This window comes from Fulvivirga ulvae (assembly GCF_021389975.1).
GTDB lineage: Bacteria > Bacteroidota > Bacteroidia > Cytophagales > Cyclobacteriaceae > Fulvivirga > Fulvivirga ulvae.
Genome location: NZ_CP089981.1, coordinates 1,998,235 through 2,015,228, shown reverse-complemented (window position 1 = coordinate 2,015,228; position 16,994 = coordinate 1,998,235). Strand labels below are relative to the sequence as shown.

Below are 16,994 nucleotides of genomic sequence, written 5' to 3'. Positions count from 1 at the left end.
ACACCAAAATGTAAATTAAACAAAAAGACCCGAAATTTATTCGGGTCTTTTTTTGGAAAAACTTACATGTATAACTTTCTTAAGGAGCTGGGGGCGGATTATCATCAGTGTCCGGACTCTTGTCTCCGACAGTGGCTGTAGCCGCATCGGCTTTCTTCAAATCATACAATTCATCAGCCGCCGGATCGGTACAGGAACTTGCTATAAACAGCACACCTAAAACAAAAAGAGATGTTAAAGTCTTTTTCATATTTAAACCATTTAAATTGTTAATTATCAATATTATATGGTAAAACTATAAAACATTGATATGCCAAATAATGCGATCTTTTCTGATTTTAGACATTTGACAGAGATAGACGCAAGTTGAGGTATAAATTGATGTCTAAACTTTTAACAGTGAGAGACAAAGATTAGAGAAAAGTACTGTAAGTGCGTTTTGTACCGCGCATGCTTATGAGATAAGTATTATACAATCAAAATACTATCAACGAAATGGTGTAACCTTTTTGTACTGACTTGAGTTTGGCCAGGTAAAAAGTATATTTTTTGCTAAAAACCTATCATCCCTTGTCTTAGAAGGCCTAGTGTTTTTTATAGAAATATAAGACGGCTTCAATACTATCCCGCTCCTCACTCAAGGTAAAAAAGCCGGTCTCGTCTTTTTTCCAGGCAATAGATTCGCCTTGCGGTTCAGGCAAGTATGGGATTAATAAAGGTTCTTGTTGCAAAGCCTCATAAACTGAAACATCTTCAGGTCTTTGCCAGTACATTATTTGATCATATGTTTTCAGCAGTATATCTCCGCCATCAGAAGAGATATCCCCACCGACGATATTGTGAAATGGTATAGTTCCCAGCTTTTCCAAGGTTATAAGCTCTTCGGTGGATTGTGGATATGACGCCCTATAGATTCCTACATGGTCTTCTCTTTTAGAGACGATATACAGATCTTTCGTCAGAGGATCAACCATCAGGCATTCAGCGTCACGTTTGCCATCTGGATATTGAAAGGTAATGGTTTCAAAATCTTCAATAATTTTTGGTCCGCCAACAACGGGCTCTTTAAATCGATAGATATACTTCAGTTCATGGACAGCATTATTATCTCCCATTTCTGCTATGTAAAGATAGTTTTGCCCCTTTTCAGGTCCCGGACCACTGGATATATCCTCCCAGTCACGGTTAATCACATTTTTCAGCTCATAAGTACCGTGGTCATGACCATATTCATCGATCAGAAAAATGAAAGGGTCGTTGCCACTATCATTATGCGTCCATAACAAACCTGCATTGCTAAGGCTTTCTGTCAGGCCGGAAGCTTCATTGATCAGGGAGTTTTCAACTTCACCTCGTGACTCGGCCGCGCTGAAGCGGACATTCTTTTCAGGATCATTGCTATCACTATTGGCGCTGCAGGCAACCACAGCACAGATTATCATCCACAAGTAATTACTTTTTTTCATCAGAAACTGACCACTTTTTTATTTCACTTATCGCCACTTTTTCATTGGACCATCCAAGAAATTTCATTTTTCCGGCCCCTTTATAGCTGCTAAACCAATCTTGTATGATCGATAAAGCCTTAGGATATTTCTCCCTGATACAATTCAATGTTATACAGTTAATTGTGCGTAGGGCCTCATCCGCCGGAACAGCTATTATTTTATCATCGGTTTCCCCCTGGTCGGATAATTGTAATACCGCAACCGGAATAACTTCCACAACTGTACCCTGAGATAATGATTCGGAGATTACAAGTATGTCAAGAGCATCACCATCACCACCTTTTGCTTTGTCCATTAACGTGGAGGGTATAAATCCGTAGTTGCCAGGGTAAGGCAGAAAGTTAACAGTCCGCTTTTTGCCATCAACTATCTCTACCTCGAACTCCTCTGCTTTTGCATTGAACTCATACTTTAGGTTGGTTCCTGCTGGTATCTCTACCACTACATTTACATAGCCATTTTGCGAAATAGGCGGATGCTCGTAAGGAGAAATACTGCACGACACCAACGCCATACTGAGAAGCATTTGAGAAAATACACTAATCCTTGCGCGGTTAGATGACATTTGGTTATAACTGGTTAGGCTTTTGTCACCGAATTTTTAAAATAAGAAGGGCAAATGTAACAAATACCTGAATAAACCACATAATAAATTTTGCCTAAAGTGAATAAAAAATCTGGAAAATATTACAGATCAGAATGTAATAAACGGTTCAGTTTCTATGAGTTTTGTCAATATTGATGTTGAGAATGTGGAAAGTGCTGCTTACTATCCGTTATCGTAGCCGGGCAGCACTTTCCTATTAACTATTCAGTTACTTCCCCTTTCAGGTACAAAACAACAACGTTGTCCCTGGCATTGGAAGTAATTGTGATACCTTTCTGAAAAGGGCCGCTCTTTTTAGCATTATAAGTGGCGGTGATCTCGCCGGTTTCACCCGGCATGATGGCTTCCCTGGTATATGCCGCCACTGTACAGCCGCAAGACGCTTTAGCACTTGAAATGATCAGGGGAGTTTCCCCATTGTTCGTAAACCTGAAAGTGTGTATTGCAGGTTCGTTTAGTGTAATTTTTCCGAAATCATAAGTCAAGGACTCTTCCCATAGGAAATCAGCATTGTTTGTTGATGTTACAAGGTCCTGAGCATATGACATTGCTGCCAGTAAAATGAATGCGATAGTTGAAAGTAACTTGTTCATAATAATTAGAGTTTAGTGTGATAAAAACATGTGACTACTATAGACAGTATCCACACGTTCAAATTGTGAATAACTTCAGAATCATTTTGTTAAGAGATTTGTAATAATTGTTAATGAGATGTTAAAGAGTGGCTAATCCATCTCTCTTTTTATTATTTTCAAGTAATGAAACGCAACACCATAAGGCTATTAGTAGTGCTGGCTGTTCTCAGTATAGCCGGGATAGTCATTACCCAGGTGTATTGGTTTAAGCAGGCATTTGATACCGAAGCAGATCAGTTTAACCGTGACGTGAGCACTGCTCTATATAATGTGGCCAATCAGTTTTTTCAAATTTCCAATACTGCCGAGCCTGCAAATAATCCTATCAGACAACTCTCAACCAACTACTATGTGGTAATGATCAATAATGAAATTGATGCTAACCTGCTGGAACATTTACTAAAAACAGAGTTTGGAAAAAGGAATATTACCGCTGATTTTGAATATGGTATTTATGATTGTACCAACGAAAAAATGGTATACGGTAGTTATGTAGCCATGGACGAAAAACTAAAGCCTGCCAGTACTCCGGGGATACTTCCTAAATGGGAAAATCAGAATTACTACTTTGGAGTACAGTTCCCTAATAAAGCTTCCATTATTACCAATCGCATGGGAGTGTGGATGTTTTCATCATTTGTTTTACTGGTGGTTATCATCTTTTTTGCCTATGCACTATTTGTGATCCTTAAGCAAAAAAAACTCTCCGAGGTACAAAAGGACTTCGTGAACAACATGACCCATGAGTTTAAAACGCCCATCTCAACCATAGCCCTGTCCACAGAGGTTTTAAAGGATCCGGAAATTATCAGGCAGCCGGAGCGATTGCTTAATTATACCACCATTATTCAAAATGAAAACCAGCGTTTAAAAAAACAAGTAGAGCGCGTATTACAAATGGCCAGTCTGGATGAAGAGGAGATCACCCTGAAAAGAGAAAGAATAAATATACACGAAATCATCGATGAAGCTCTAAAAGGAGTTGCTCTAAACCTTGAAGAGAAAGCGGGGAGTGTAGAGCTGCTGATGGAAGCGGAAAATCCGTGCATTAATGGTGACAGGCTGCACATTGTTAATGTATTTTATAATTTGTTAGATAATGCAATCAAATACACCAAAACGGTTCCAGAAATAAAAATCCGGACCTGTAATATCAATGGCAAACTATGCATTGAAGTGCAAGACAACGGAATAGGTATAAGCAATGAGGAGCGTAAAAAGGTTTTTAACAAATTTTATCGTGTACCTACAGGTAATGTTCATGATGTTAAAGGCTTTGGTCTGGGGCTCAACTATGTAAACTTGATAATTATGGCACATAAGGGAGCATTAAAGCTGGAAAGCGAACCAGAGAAAGGCAGTACCTTTAAACTCTATCTGAATAATGGCTGAAAAGAAAATCCTGTTTGTTGAAGATGATAAAAACCTTGGCTTTGTCGTGCAGGATAACCTGTCTTTGAAGGGCTATGATGTGGTGAGGTGTTTTGATGGGGAAGAAGGCCTGCAAACCTATAAGCTGGGACAGTTTGACCTTTGTATACTGGATGTAATGCTGCCAAAAAAAGATGGCTTTACCCTGGCAAGACAGATACGGTCAACAGATACTGATATTCCCATACTTTTTCTCACCGCCAAGTCCATGCAGGACGATAAGCTTGAAGGCTTCAGGACGGGTGCCGATGACTATATCGTGAAACCATTTAGCATGGAGGAGCTGGTTTGCCGCATAGAAGTTTTTCTCAGAAGAAGCCACTCAACTCAAGAGAGCACTCATGAGCCTATTCATTCTTTTAAGATGGGCCAGTATACTTTTGACTATAACAACCTGACGCTAACCGGCAACAACTCAACTAAAGTGCTGACCCAAAAGGAAGCCGATGTGCTACGTTGCTTCTGCAATAATTTAGGGATTGTTATCAGAAGAGAGGATATACTCAAAGAAGTGTGGGGAGATGACGATTATTTTTTAGGGCGTAGCATGGATGTCTTTATATCAAAACTCAGGAAGTACCTTTCCGGCGACCCTTCCATTGAAATCGTAAATTATCATGGCATCGGCTTCAAGCTGAATTTAAAAGCCTGAGGGCGCATATTTCCAATTCTTTTTTTTGAATGATCGTTATAACCAGTTAACTTGATGAGGTTGGCTTGACAGCACTTTTTCATTAACCCATAACATAATAAACCTAACCAAATAACCATGATTAGAAAATTACTTTTATCATTACTGTTACTATTTACAGGTGTGGCTTTCTCCCACGGTCAGGGAGTAACTACAGCTGCCATAAGAGGAGAAATAACTGATGCTGCAGGTCAGGGATTGCCTGGAGCCACAGTTATAGCCTTGCATGAGCCTACAGGCACGCAATACGGGACGTCCACCAGGGCCGATGGTAAGTATAACTTGGCTAACCTTCGTGTAGGAGGCCCATATACAATCAAAGTCACATATATAGGATATTCTGGCCAGGAGCTTACGGATGTACAACTTCTTCTGGGACAGGTTCTGGAGCTTGATTTTAACCTTGATGAGGACATCCAGACCCTGGGAGAGGTCGTAATAACTGGCGATAACGAAACCTTTAATAGTGACCGTACCGGAGCATCTGAATCATTCAGTAATGAGGAGATCCGGAAATTACCAACCATTACACGCTCTGCCAGTGATATATATAGGTTGACACCTTCATCTGATGGCAATTCGTTTGGCGGTAGAAATGACCAATATAATAACTTCTCTTTGGACGGATCGATTTTCAACAATCCTTTTGGCCTTGATGCGGCTACACCGGGCGGACAAACAGATGCTCAGCCAATTTCTTTGGATGCAATAGACCAGATCCAGGTTGCCGTGGCTCCGTACGATGTTACCCAATCAGGGTTTACCGGTGCTTCGATCAATGCAGTTACTAAAAGTGGTACTAACAAGGTTTCAGGAACAGTCTTCGGTTTTTACAGATCAGATGGTTTAACGGGTAAGAAAGTTGAAGGAGAAGAAATTTTTGTGCCCGATCTCACACAGATTCAAACAGGCTTCAGTATTGGAGGCCCTATCATTAAAGATAAGCTTTTCTTCTTTGCCAATATGGAGATTGAAAGAAGGGAAGACCTTGGGTCAAGCTTTGTGGCCAAAAATGGCCCCCAGGATGGTGCCAATGAGTCAAGGGTAGAGGAGTCAGATCTTATGGCTGTCCAAAATGCTCTAAGAAGCATAGGCTACGATCCGGGGCCTTATCAGGGATACAAACATGATACAGATAATGAAAAGGGGATTATTAAACTTGACTGGAACATTAATAATAAACACACGCTTACAGCGACTTACAATTTTTTAGATGCAACCAAGCAGAAACCGGCCCACCCGTCAGCCATAGGCCGGAGAGGACCCGACGCTACAACTTTACAATTTAGAAACTCCGGTTATGCCATCAATAACAAAATACACTCCGGATTACTGGAATTTAAATCGCGATTTTCGAATAAAACAGCTAATAAATTTCAGATTGGTTTCACCCAATTCGAAGATAGTCGAGATCCTTTTAGCAGCCCGTTTCCGGTGCTTAATATCAATAAGGACGGAATTCGTTACATAGTAGCAGGGCATGAGCCTTTTTCCATCAATAACAGACTCGACCAAAAAGTGCTGCAAATCACTGACAATTTTGATATTTATTTTGGGTCTCATTCAGTAACTATTGGAGGATCCTTCGAAAAATTCTCGTTTGACAACTCGTTTAATCTTGGAATATATGAGCCTTTCAATTATCCTTATCCCGGAGGGACGTTTGGTCCAGGCTTTAACAGTGTGCAGGATTTTCTCGACTATGTAGCGGCAGATTCATTGGGATTTGCCAGGAATCATGCTGTTAACACTTTCAATACAAACAATGCAAATGACAGCTGGGCTTTGGCTGAGACGAATGTCGGACAATTTGCTTTATACGTTCAAGACAGGTGGGATCTGTCAGAAAACTTTACACTTACCTATGGTTTGAGAATGGATCTGCCACTGTATTTTGATACTGCTGATAAAATACAGGAAAATATTGACAGAAAAGGAGGTACAATAAGCGAGGGAGGTTCATATGCACCGGATGTGATCTACTATGATGAAGATGGACAACCCGTCCAATTTGATCATACCAATCTGCCGGACCAGACTCCTTTAATTTCGCCACGTGTTGGATTTAACTGGGATGTAAAAGGAGACAGGAGCTTGCAGGTCAGAGGAGGCACGGGGCTTTTCACAGGACGATTTCCCTTTGTGTGGGTAGGAAACCAAGTGGCAAATCCGGATTTCTTCTTCTATACGATGACAGAAGAAGACTTCAAGTTCCCTCAGGTATGGAGAACCAGTATAGGTGCAGATAAAAAATTCAGTGGAGGCTGGATAGTAAGTGCAGATCTCTCCTACACGAAAGACATCAATGCCATGATGGTAAGAAACTATGGGTTGCAATTACCTTCAGGCACATTAAATGGTGTTGACAACCGGGTAATTTATGAGGCAGGAGATAGAGCTCAGGGCCCGTTTGGCGGTGCTACTAATGCGTATGTTTTTACCAATACTGATGAAGGAAGAAGTTTCAATGGAACCCTGGAGGTAAAAAGAAACTGGTCAAACGGCTTATATACCAGCCTGGCTTATAACTATCTGGATGCCAAAGACGCAAGTTCTATCGAAGCAGAAATCTCAGGTGATGCCTATGACAGAAATCCAGGCATCGGACATGTTAACAGGGCCAGGCTGACACCATCGCTCTATGGCAATAAGCATCGTGTGGTCGGCAATATGAATAAAACATTTAAATATGCCAATAATTGGTCAACAACGATCTCCCTTTTCTTCGAGTATGCTAAAGGAGGAAGATTTAGCTATACCTATTCGGGTGATATTAACAACGATGGATCGGGTTTGAATGACCTGATTTATATTCCTACGGATAATGAAATTGACAACATGGCGTTCACGGGTACCGCTGCGGAGCAGACGGCTCAAAGGGCAGCCCTTAAAGCATATATTAGTCAGGATGATTACTTAAGTGATAACCGGGGATCTTATGCTGAAAAATACGATGCCCTCAGCCCTTGGTACTCGAGATGGGATTTCAGGTTCCTGCAGAATTATAAGTTTGCCAATAACAATTCAATAGAATTTAGCATTGATATCCTGAATATTGGAAATTTCATCAATTCTGACTGGGGAGTTCGCCAATTTCCAACCAATACCCAACCTATAGGAGTAAGTGTAACTAATGGCGACCCTGTTTATTCTTTTGACACAGACCTAACAGAAACCTTTACGCCTGAAACTGGTTTGCTGTCAAGGTGGCAGATGCAATTTGGGCTTAGATATAGCTTCTAAGTAAAACCCATTAAATAAAGGAGAGATCTATACCAGCCTGGCTGTGTATAGATCTCTTTTTTTATTTATAGCATTTAATGGAAAGTAAATTTACTAAAATAATTAGTAATAACTAATAAATTTGGTAAATTTGATTTATGGATCAGGAATATCACAAAGGCAGAGGAGCACAAATAAGAACATCAAATCCTTTTCTAAAGCAGGAATATGTTTCGGAGCATATTGAAGGGATTGATGAAGAGATGCTGGGAGAGAAAATTCCGACTCAAATTTTTTATGAAAACCCCAAAAAGGTAGTTAACAAAGTTGATAGTCCGGATGTGAGGATGTATTATTCTCTAAATCCTTATCAGGGATGTGAACATGGATGCATTTATTGTTACGCCCGTAAGACCCACGAATATTGGGGCTATAATGCAGGTCTGGATTTTGAGACCAAAATAATTGTTAAAAAGAATGCACCTGAGCTACTTGAAAAACACCTTTTGCAAAGGTCATGGAAGCCCCAGCCCATCATGCTTTCCGGCAACACCGATTGCTATCAACCCATTGAAAGAAAACTGGGGATTACACGGGGCCTTCTGGAGGTATTCCTCAAATATCGGCACCCTGTGGGTATCATTACCAAAAATGTAACCGTACTTCGTGATCTTGACATATTGGAACCTCTGGCCAGGGAGAGACTCGTTCATGTAGTACTCTCCATTACTTCACTGGATGAAAAACTGAGGTCAGTACTTGAGCCACGTACTGCCAGCGCTTACAAAAAGCTTAAGGCTATAGAGGAATTGTCAAAAGCAGGCGTACCTGTTACCATCATGAATGCCCCGATCATCCCGGGGCTCAACCATCATGAAATACCTAAAGTCATTAAGGCAGCCGCAGAACATGGCGCTCTTGGAGCTGGCTATACCATAGTGAGGCTTAACGGATATATCGGAGAGGTCTTTGAAGACTGGCTGCGTAAAAATTTCCCTGACAGGTTTGATAAAGTATGGAACCAGATATGTGAAGTTCACGGAGGCCATGTGAATGACAGCCAGTTTGGAAGAAGAATGAAAGGAGAAGGTAATATTGCCGGCATGATTGCTCAGTTATTTAGCGCAGCCAGAGCGAGATATATGTCAGGAAGGGAAATTCCTCCTTTTGACCTTACAAAATTTAGAAAAGGAGGCAATTATAGCTTATTTTAATAATTCGAATACGAACAGGTTAATCGTGTCATTTGTCTTCCAGACGATATTCCCCATGAAACAAAAAACTTTAAGTCCAGTTAGATTATTAAAAAGATATACGAAATGAATTATCTGATGAAAATCCCATTAATTGTGTTTGCCCTTGCTGCTTTTGTGAGTTGTGCGTCAGGTGGTGATGTGAACCATGAAGAAACAACCATTGACCCTGCTCTGGCAGCAAAACTCGATACGGCTATTTTTGCCAGCGGTTGCTTTTGGTGTACCGAAGCGGTTTTTGAAAGAGTAAAAGGCGTTGAAGATGTGGTGTCTGGTTATAGTGGAGGTACAACATCCAACCCTACTTACGAAGAAGTTGGTGCTGGCCGTACTGACTATGCCGAGTCTGTCAGAGTACTATTCGACCCTGAAGTAGTTACTTATGAGGAGTTGGTAGAAATGTTTTTTGCATCGCATGACCCTACCCAGTTAAACAGGCAAGGCCCGGATATTGGTAAGCAATATCGATCTGCTATATTTTACAGAACAGCAGAACAGCAGAAAACAGCTAAAAAAGTAATTGGAAAACTGGAAGGTTCGGGTAAATATGACAAGCCCATAGTTACTGAGATTACCAGGTTTAGCTCATTTTATGAAGCAGAAGACTACCATCAAAATTACTACGAGCTGCACCCTAACCAGCCCTACGTAGCCTCAGTTTCCCGTCCGAAAGTTGAGAAGTTCATGAAAGAATATAAGCATAAGCTAAAAGACCAGTACAAGGATTAAATCCTGATTGTGAGGTTGGATATTTCACCTAACCTCACAATTCTTAAGTATCAATACTCAAATCTCAAGACTACCTACTAAATATCTATTTCCACCTGATTTCTCAATATATCGTCCATCGTCTCTCTTTCCCTGATCAGATGGGCTTTACCCTCATAAATTAATACCTCTGCCGGACGATATCTCGAATTGTAGTTGGAAGCCATACTAAAACCATAAGCCCCTGCATTTTTGATCGCCAGAATATCACCCTCACGCACTTCGTTGAGCTTCCGGTCCCAGCCAAAAGTATCCGTCTCACAGATATAGCCCACAATAGTATACACCCTTTGCGTTCCTTTTGGGTTAGAAATGTTTATGATCTCATGGTAAGCATCATACATCATAGGGCGCAGCAGATGGTTCATGCCTGAATCCACACCCACAAAAACGGTGGCCGGTGTAGTTTTAATTACATTGGCTTTAACGAGAAAATAACCTGATTCACTGACAAGGTATTTGCCTGGCTCAAACCACATTTCCAGTTTTCTGCCATAGCTTTCGCAAAACTTGTCAAACGACTTGCTAAGCTTTACACCCAGATCATAAACATTGGTAGTAATATCATTTTCTTTGTAGCCGACTTTAAAGCCGCTGCCAAAATCAATAAATTCCAGGTTAGGAAAGTCACGGGCCACACCGTAAAGTATATCAGCAATTTTCAGGAATACCTCAGCATCCAGAATATCAGAACCAGTATGCATGTGCAGGCCGATCACATCAATATTGTTCGTCTTGATTACTCTCAGCAAATGAGGTAGCTGATATATAGAGATACCAAACTTGGAATCCACATGTCCGGTGGATATTTTAGAATTACCACCCGCCATAATGTGTGGGTTCAGCCGTATGCAACAGGGGACACTGTTGTGATATTTATGTCCAAACTGCTCCAGAATCGAAATATTATCAATATTGATGGTCAGACCCATTTCCACCCCCTGCTGGATCTCTTCAAACGACACGCAATTTGGAGTGAAAAGAATATCGCCAGGCTCAAAGCCGGCTTTAACTGCAAGCTTAGCCTCCTGCACCGAAACCACATCAACACCAGCGCCGTGCTTTTTCATTAACTTGAGTATAGAAATATTAGTCAACGCTTTAGCTGCGTATTTTATCCTGATCTTTTGATTGCTAAATGCATTCTTAAGCGTAGTTAGCTGATCAATAATCTTGTTGGCATCATAAACGTATACAGGCGAATCAAACTCCTTAACTACTTTGTTAAGATCGACACCTTGTATCAGATAAGCGTTGTTTTTTATTTCCATAAGTCAAAAATATTCGCCAAAGATATAAAAACCAATCAACCAGCGTATATCATTTGTTTTTAATAAAAGAAGATTAAACTTATCAGCGAGCAAAAGTGGCTGTAAACGACCCATAGAGCTTGAATATTCCAGAAAATAATGGGCCCGCTATAACAACATCTTCTTTAGGCTGTTAGAAAGATTAAAATAATTATCGAATGAGAAAGATTGCTCTTATGGTTGTCCTGTTGGCTGGTCAATTATTGATTTCTTGCTCTGGTGATGACGATGACCCGGGATCTGACAGCCGCATCGATATCCTTCCGCCTTCTACCATGCTAATGGAGTTTGAAACCTTTGCTGTTAACAACGGTCGTCAGGAATCTTTTGGAAATGCCATAAGAGCAGGTGGGCATATTTCATCATGGAAGAAGTTTATGGATAATGATATGAATATGCCAATTACAGCATACCTAATATCTACAAATAAAGAAGCTACCTACTCAGGCGAGGGCTGGGCGTGGAATTCAGAATTTAAGCTCGAAGGCGAACAATATACCTCTAAACTATTAGCCACCGAAGGTGAGAATGGCGTAGTTTGGGAGATGCTCATCTCCAAACCGGGCAGTTTTGAAAATTTTACTGCTATTCAGGGATTGTCAGCGCCTGACAGAAAATCAGGAACCTGGAGCCTGTACAAACACCCCGTGGACAGCATTGAGGCTGTAAAAATACAGTGGGAAGAAAATGCCGAGAGCATAATCAACCACATGAAGTACATGGCCCATAGAGACGGCTCCTACATTGAATACGTCATAACTGATGAAAGCATTTATGACGGACTCTACAATTTGCTTAACAACGGTAACACCGCCTCGGTGGGATGGAACAGAAACAAAAAATATGGCTGGATAACCGAACAGGAATATTATCAGGATGACCAGCGCCACTGCTGGAATATTAGTTTTGAAGATGATGAATGTGAGTAAATAACAACGGGAACCGTACTGGTAGTAGGGCATATTTATTGCGAATTTGATAAAGCAGCCATTTAGCCGGAAGCTCATCTGCACCTGGACTTGTTGTTTGACTTGAGGCATCCAAAGGCGAAGATCGAAATTGCGGCCATACAAAAGGCAAAGGAGATGCCGTTCACAAGCAGGAGCTTTCACCAAGGTGAGCAGATGTTATTCGGAATTATCTGATTGACAAGGGAATACATAAGCGAAGACTGGCTGCCATGGGATGCGGAGAAGAAGGATCCATTGCTCCTAACGAAAATCCGGATGGAAGTGATAACCCCGAAGGGCTCCGGAAGAACAGAAGTAATTATACTGTAAAAGTCCCTTTGAAGCAGGTTTTGAGGAGGCTTTTCTCTTGTAATTCTCGTTAAGTTTTACTACTTTACCAGTTCCCCCAAGAATCAATCACCATAGTGCTATCGGGAAGAAAAATCAGTAGGGGAAAATTTTACAATTTGTTGTTAATTCATTTGCACTTCCACATCATGGAATGTGTATTTTTGTGCGCTTAACCTTTTTAACTATAAACCAACTGCATATGATCCAGATAATACCTTCCATAGCGATTAATGAAGGCAAAGTAATCAGATTACAACAGGGAGATTTTTCAAAGGAGAAGGTATATGACCAAAGTCCAATTGATTTGGCCAAGACCTTTGAGGATCATGGTATAGAAGTGGTTCACCTTGTAGACCTTGACGGAGCACGAAGAGGCCAGCCGGTTAACTATCATATACTGGAAGCAATAGCGGGATATACCGGGTTGAAAATTGATTTTACCGGAGGTATCCATACGGACGGAGATATAAGCAAGGCCTATGAATACGGGGCCAGTTATATTACGGCTGCCAGTGTGGCGGTAAGCAGGAAAGAGCTATTCTCCTCATGGATCATCTCATATGGAAGGGAAAAGATCACATTGGGAGCAGATGCCATCAACGGCAAGATAGCTATCAGAGGGTGGCAAAAAAGCACGGACCTCGATATAATGGACCATATTGAATACTTCTACTCCAGAGGTCTGAAATATGTAAAAACAACTGATATCAGCAAAGATGGTGTCATGCAAGGTCCGGCGTTTGAACTATACCAAAATATAATTGATCAGTTTCCCGATATTTGTGTGTTGGCCAGCGGAGGAGTCAGAAGCGTTGATGATATCAAGCGGCTTAATGATATGGGTGTATTTGCAGTAATTTTTGGTAAAGCATTTTATGAAGGACGTATAAAACTTAAAGAACTCGAGCAATTTTTGGTAAAGGCATAAATGAAACTATTCAATGGATAGTTGTAATGCTCGCATCTAATAAAAAAACTAAGGCCGCCCAAAATGCTTTGAGCGGCCTCTTTAATTACTGATTGATTCAACCTAAACCAAAAGGAGATAGCAATCAGTGTTATTGTACTATTTTATTGTATCTCGATATTCCATAGAAGATCAATGTCTGATTCTCCGTCATCAGATGAAGATGTAGCGGTCTTGATATCAGGTTGGTGCTTTAACATTATGCGGAAAGTCCCTGAAGTAGCTTCAGCAGTTTCCCAAACAGTTTCCAATCCGATAGGCAACCCCTCTGTATCAGTGTCCTGGTAATTTACCGGATTATCCTGATTTCCGGCACCAATGTTTCCTAAACCTGTCGGGCTTGAGAACAATGCTCCGGTCCAGCCAAAGAAGATCTGGTGCTCATGTCCTTCTTCTTCTACTTCTTCAGTGATATCTTCATTACTGGTCCCTACGGTATTTTTGAAGGTTATGGACATAGAATATATGGTATTAGCGGGCAACACAATGTCGTCTTGCTCTGGTGCTGCTGTTCCTTCGCCGTCAGGATCGTTGTAAGTAAATGATAGAGGAGAGCCTCCCGCTGCGGGGGTAAAGGTCAGTGTGACTTCATTAATTACTTCTTCTTCATTTTCAGCTTCCGGGGCGTCATCATCACTACAGCTTGACATAAAGCCTATAGTTACGAGCAATAGCAGCGCGAGATAGTTTGATTTTAAAATTGTCATATCAGTGTTTTAAATGAAATTAAACATTTACATATCGTTAACTGATACAAATATATTTAAATGCAACAATGATGCAAATAGAAATTGTTTTATTTTGCATTTTTAAAATTTATAACGTGCAGAAATCACCATATTAAAGCCGGTTTCATCGGCAAAATACCTTAACCGGTTGGTGTAGTCCCTGTACGAGGCGTTGAGGAGATTCTTAAACTGAACACCAAAGACAAATTGATTGAGGGTGCCTTGCAGGTTAAGGTTCATAAGCAGGTAGCCGTTCGGTGCAGGCAGGAAGTCGAAGCTGGATTTATCTTCTGAAAAGAGGTCTTCACCATTAAGATTGGCTTCATTAATTTCGGCTACCGTTATAACACGTGGTGCCAGGTATTGCCTGAAAGTGTAGTTCGTCTCCAAGGCAGCGCTAAACTGATCTAACCCAAAGACTGGTTTCATAAATGATAGTTTATAACCAATCTTATTAGCAGGAATACCTACAAACACATCATCATTGCTGATATCACGTGCCTGGAGGTATGTACCTTGTACACGAGACTCCCATAGGGAGGAATGTTGCAGGATATAGCTGGCATCTAACCCGAAGAAGATCGCATCGGTTTGGTCAAATACATAATAAGGAAACGGCCCTCGTACAGTTGCGGCTATTCCGGCCGGTTTAGAGTAGAGATACCCTTTGAGGTAATTAACATGTGCCGTTATCTCAAGGCTTCGACCTTTTAGGGTGTGGTTAAATGTATTTACCCATTTAAATCCCAACTCATTATCCACAGGTTTCTTATCTTGATCCAATACATCGGATATACTCTGCGGTGTTCCAAACTCGTTCGTAGTATGACGCCAAAGCCCAAAGTCAATAGTAAATTCATGCTTGCCATAGCTGTATAATTCGGCAATATTTGGTGGCCTCCAGGCAGTACCAAAATTGCTTCGGAAGCTGGTGTTTTTGCCTAGTACGGTATTTATACCAACCAGTCCGGTTACACTTTGATAGTTAAGATCTTGCCTGTAAACATTATTGTCAGCATCACGGCCTGCTACGGAGTTCGACTGATAGTCATACCGCACGCCTACTTCAAACTCCAAGTTGCCAACAGGTCGCGATTCTGTGATATAGAGGCCAAACCTGTTATTATTGTAGTTAGGAACAAAAGGGATGGTATTTGTGCCGGGGATATTATTATTGTCCTGATACAGCCATTGAACTCCTATGGTGCCACTCCAGTCTGAAATGGGTGCATGCTTCCAGTCCAGGTCCAGTGTATGTGTGAAAAGCTCCAGGTCTATGGCAGGCCGATCATTATTGTTTCCCCGCCTTACATCATACTCCTGCCGGGTATTGGCCTGGAAGCCATATTGAAAGTCTAATTGATGATCATTAAAATTGTAATGCCCCTTTAGCCTGATCTGGTCATGACTTACTTCCTGCCGCGGGTTATTGATGTCGTAGCTGAAATCTCTCGTAAAATACGGCTCATCAGCTTTTAGTGCGATATCTAGATCTTCCAGATTGCCCACAACAGACCCCCTCAGTATGCCCAGCGTTTGCTGTACATGGCTATATAGCAAATTAAGGTCGAGCTGTTTGTGATGAAACCTGGCACCAAACATGTAGCTCAATTCACGGGCACCGGTATTGGTTAGCATATAATCGGGAGTCCTCAGATCGCCCTGATATAGTCCGGAAACCTGGCCCATCCAGGCAAAGTTTCTATAGCCCTGCTGTAGCAGCAGATCTGCATTGACAGACCTGCCATTGCTTGCGGCCGTTACGCCCGCTGTTCCGTGTAAGTGCCCTGTTGATAATTCCATTTTGGGTGGATTAATGATGATCACTCCTCCCATGGCATCCGGCCCGTATTTTACCGCAGCGGCTCCTTTAACCAGGGCAATATTGTCCGCCATGGCAGCATCTATTTCAGGTGCGTGTTCCTGACCCCAACCTTGTCCTTCGTGCCTTACACCGTTGTTAATGATCAGTACCCTGTTGCCGTGTAAGCCATGGATGATAGGTTTTACTACATTCTGCCCTGTTTTTAGTGTAGAAACACCGGTAATATTGCTCAATACGTCACCCAGCGATTCTGTTTTAATGCTCTCCAGCTCTTTACCAGATAGATTTGACTCTGTCAGTGATTCAAGTCCGGTTTCTATAGTGCTACCCTCGATCACTATACTCTCAAGTATCATATCATTGGTAGCAAGTTTAACGATGAGGTCAGGATGGTAGATGTCATGGTGGTGTACAAAACTCTTGTATCCCAAGTGAGAAATGGAGATATCATATTCTTTTTCGCAAAGCTCTTTGATCTGAAATTCTCCGGCTTCATTGGTCATAACGCCTTTTTCAGAGTTTTTGATTTGTACGGTAGCATAAGGGATAGGCTCCTGTGTGGAGGCATCTACCACCAGGCCTGAAATAGTACAACTGCAGTCAGTGTTGCAATCCCTTTTTCCCTGAGTAAAGGCGGGGCATGTTGAGAATAAAAGGACTTCAAAAATCAAAAATGTAAATACACGAATAGTCATAATGCAACAAAGTTGCAAATACGATCTTAAAAATCTCAGAAAACAGGAAGAAT

14 protein-coding genes are annotated in these 16,994 nt (G+C 41.3%); 7 read left to right on the top strand and 7 right to left on the bottom strand.

Translation table 11 applies throughout. The annotated features are described in order from the left end of the window. Window positions 1–79: 79 nt before the first annotated feature. The 4 genes from LVD17_RS08245 to LVD17_RS08230 form a co-directional block, all read right to left on the bottom strand. Window positions 80–250 (bottom strand): hypothetical protein, encoded by a 171-nt coding sequence (locus LVD17_RS08245; RefSeq protein ID WP_233766037.1) that lies wholly within the window; start codon window positions 248–250, stop codon window positions 80–82. Between the two features lie 334 nt (window positions 251–584). Further along, window positions 585–1,466: a hypothetical protein gene (locus LVD17_RS08240; RefSeq protein WP_233766036.1), complete on the bottom strand. Its 882-nt coding sequence runs from the start codon at window positions 1,464–1,466 to the stop codon at window positions 585–587. Continuing rightward, the gene (locus tag LVD17_RS08235) at window positions 1,453–2,073 is read right to left on the bottom strand and encodes an inorganic diphosphatase (protein WP_233766035.1); all 621 of its coding nucleotides are present in this window, start codon (window positions 2,071–2,073) and stop codon (window positions 1,453–1,455) included. Before LVD17_RS08235 ends, LVD17_RS08240 begins: the two co-directional genes overlap by 14 nt. Before the next feature lie 242 nt (window positions 2,074–2,315). Next, window positions 2,316–2,708, bottom strand: a complete 393-nt coding sequence (locus tag LVD17_RS08230; RefSeq protein WP_233766034.1) for a DUF1573 domain-containing protein — start codon at window positions 2,706–2,708, stop codon at window positions 2,316–2,318. A gap of 165 nt (window positions 2,709–2,873) precedes the next feature. Between LVD17_RS08230 and LVD17_RS08225 the strand changes: the two genes are divergently transcribed. The 5 genes from LVD17_RS08225 to msrA all read left to right on the top strand — a co-directional run bounded on the left by LVD17_RS08225 (window position 2,874) and on the right by msrA (window position 10,076). Then, window positions 2,874–4,142 carry a sensor histidine kinase gene (locus tag LVD17_RS08225; RefSeq protein ID WP_233766033.1) on the top strand — a complete coding sequence of 423 codons (1,269 nt, stop codon included), beginning with the start codon at window positions 2,874–2,876 and terminating at the stop codon, window positions 4,140–4,142. After that, on the top strand, window positions 4,135–4,833 hold the full coding sequence (locus LVD17_RS08220) for a response regulator transcription factor (RefSeq protein WP_233766032.1): 699 nt from the start codon (window positions 4,135–4,137) through the stop codon (window positions 4,831–4,833). The genes LVD17_RS08225 and LVD17_RS08220 overlap by 8 nt, the downstream gene beginning before the upstream one ends. Window positions 4,834–4,950: 117 nt before the next feature. Continuing rightward, window positions 4,951–8,115: a TonB-dependent receptor gene (locus tag LVD17_RS08215; RefSeq protein WP_233766031.1), complete on the top strand. Its 3,165-nt coding sequence runs from the start codon at window positions 4,951–4,953 to the stop codon at window positions 8,113–8,115. Window positions 8,116–8,252: 137 nt separating this feature from the next. Continuing rightward, window positions 8,253–9,308, top strand: coding sequence for a PA0069 family radical SAM protein (locus LVD17_RS08210; RefSeq protein WP_233766029.1), 1,056 nt, complete (start codon window positions 8,253–8,255; stop codon window positions 9,306–9,308). A gap of 117 nt (window positions 9,309–9,425) precedes the next feature. Continuing rightward, the gene (gene msrA / locus LVD17_RS08205; protein ID WP_233766027.1) at window positions 9,426–10,076 is read left to right on the top strand and encodes a peptide-methionine (S)-S-oxide reductase MsrA; all 651 of its coding nucleotides are present in this window, start codon (window positions 9,426–9,428) and stop codon (window positions 10,074–10,076) included. A gap of 77 nt (window positions 10,077–10,153) precedes the next feature. Here msrA and lysA read toward each other — a convergent pair whose 3' ends face one another. After that, window positions 10,154–11,386, bottom strand: coding sequence for a diaminopimelate decarboxylase (gene lysA, locus LVD17_RS08200; protein ID WP_233766026.1), 1,233 nt, complete (start codon window positions 11,384–11,386; stop codon window positions 10,154–10,156). Window positions 11,387–11,583: 197 nt separating this feature from the next. Between lysA and LVD17_RS08195 the strand changes: the two genes are divergently transcribed. Then, on the top strand, window positions 11,584–12,354 hold the full coding sequence (locus LVD17_RS08195) for a hypothetical protein (RefSeq protein ID WP_233766025.1): 771 nt from the start codon (window positions 11,584–11,586) through the stop codon (window positions 12,352–12,354). A 571-nt stretch (window positions 12,355–12,925) separates the two neighbouring features. Next, on the top strand, window positions 12,926–13,654 hold the full coding sequence (locus tag LVD17_RS08190) for a 1-(5-phosphoribosyl)-5-[(5-phosphoribosylamino)methylideneamino]imidazole-4-carboxamide isomerase (protein ID WP_233766024.1): 729 nt from the start codon (window positions 12,926–12,928) through the stop codon (window positions 13,652–13,654). A gap of 143 nt (window positions 13,655–13,797) precedes the next feature. On the opposite strand, the gene LVD17_RS08185 is transcribed toward LVD17_RS08190, so the two are convergent. Then, window positions 13,798–14,400, bottom strand: a complete 603-nt coding sequence (locus LVD17_RS08185) for a hypothetical protein (RefSeq protein ID WP_233766023.1) — start codon at window positions 14,398–14,400, stop codon at window positions 13,798–13,800. A gap of 102 nt (window positions 14,401–14,502) precedes the next feature. Continuing rightward, a complete protein-coding gene (locus tag LVD17_RS08180) occupies window positions 14,503–16,941 on the bottom strand; it encodes a TonB-dependent receptor (RefSeq protein ID WP_233766021.1) in 2,439 nt (812 codons plus the stop codon). Window positions 16,942–16,994: the final 53 nt, after the last annotated feature.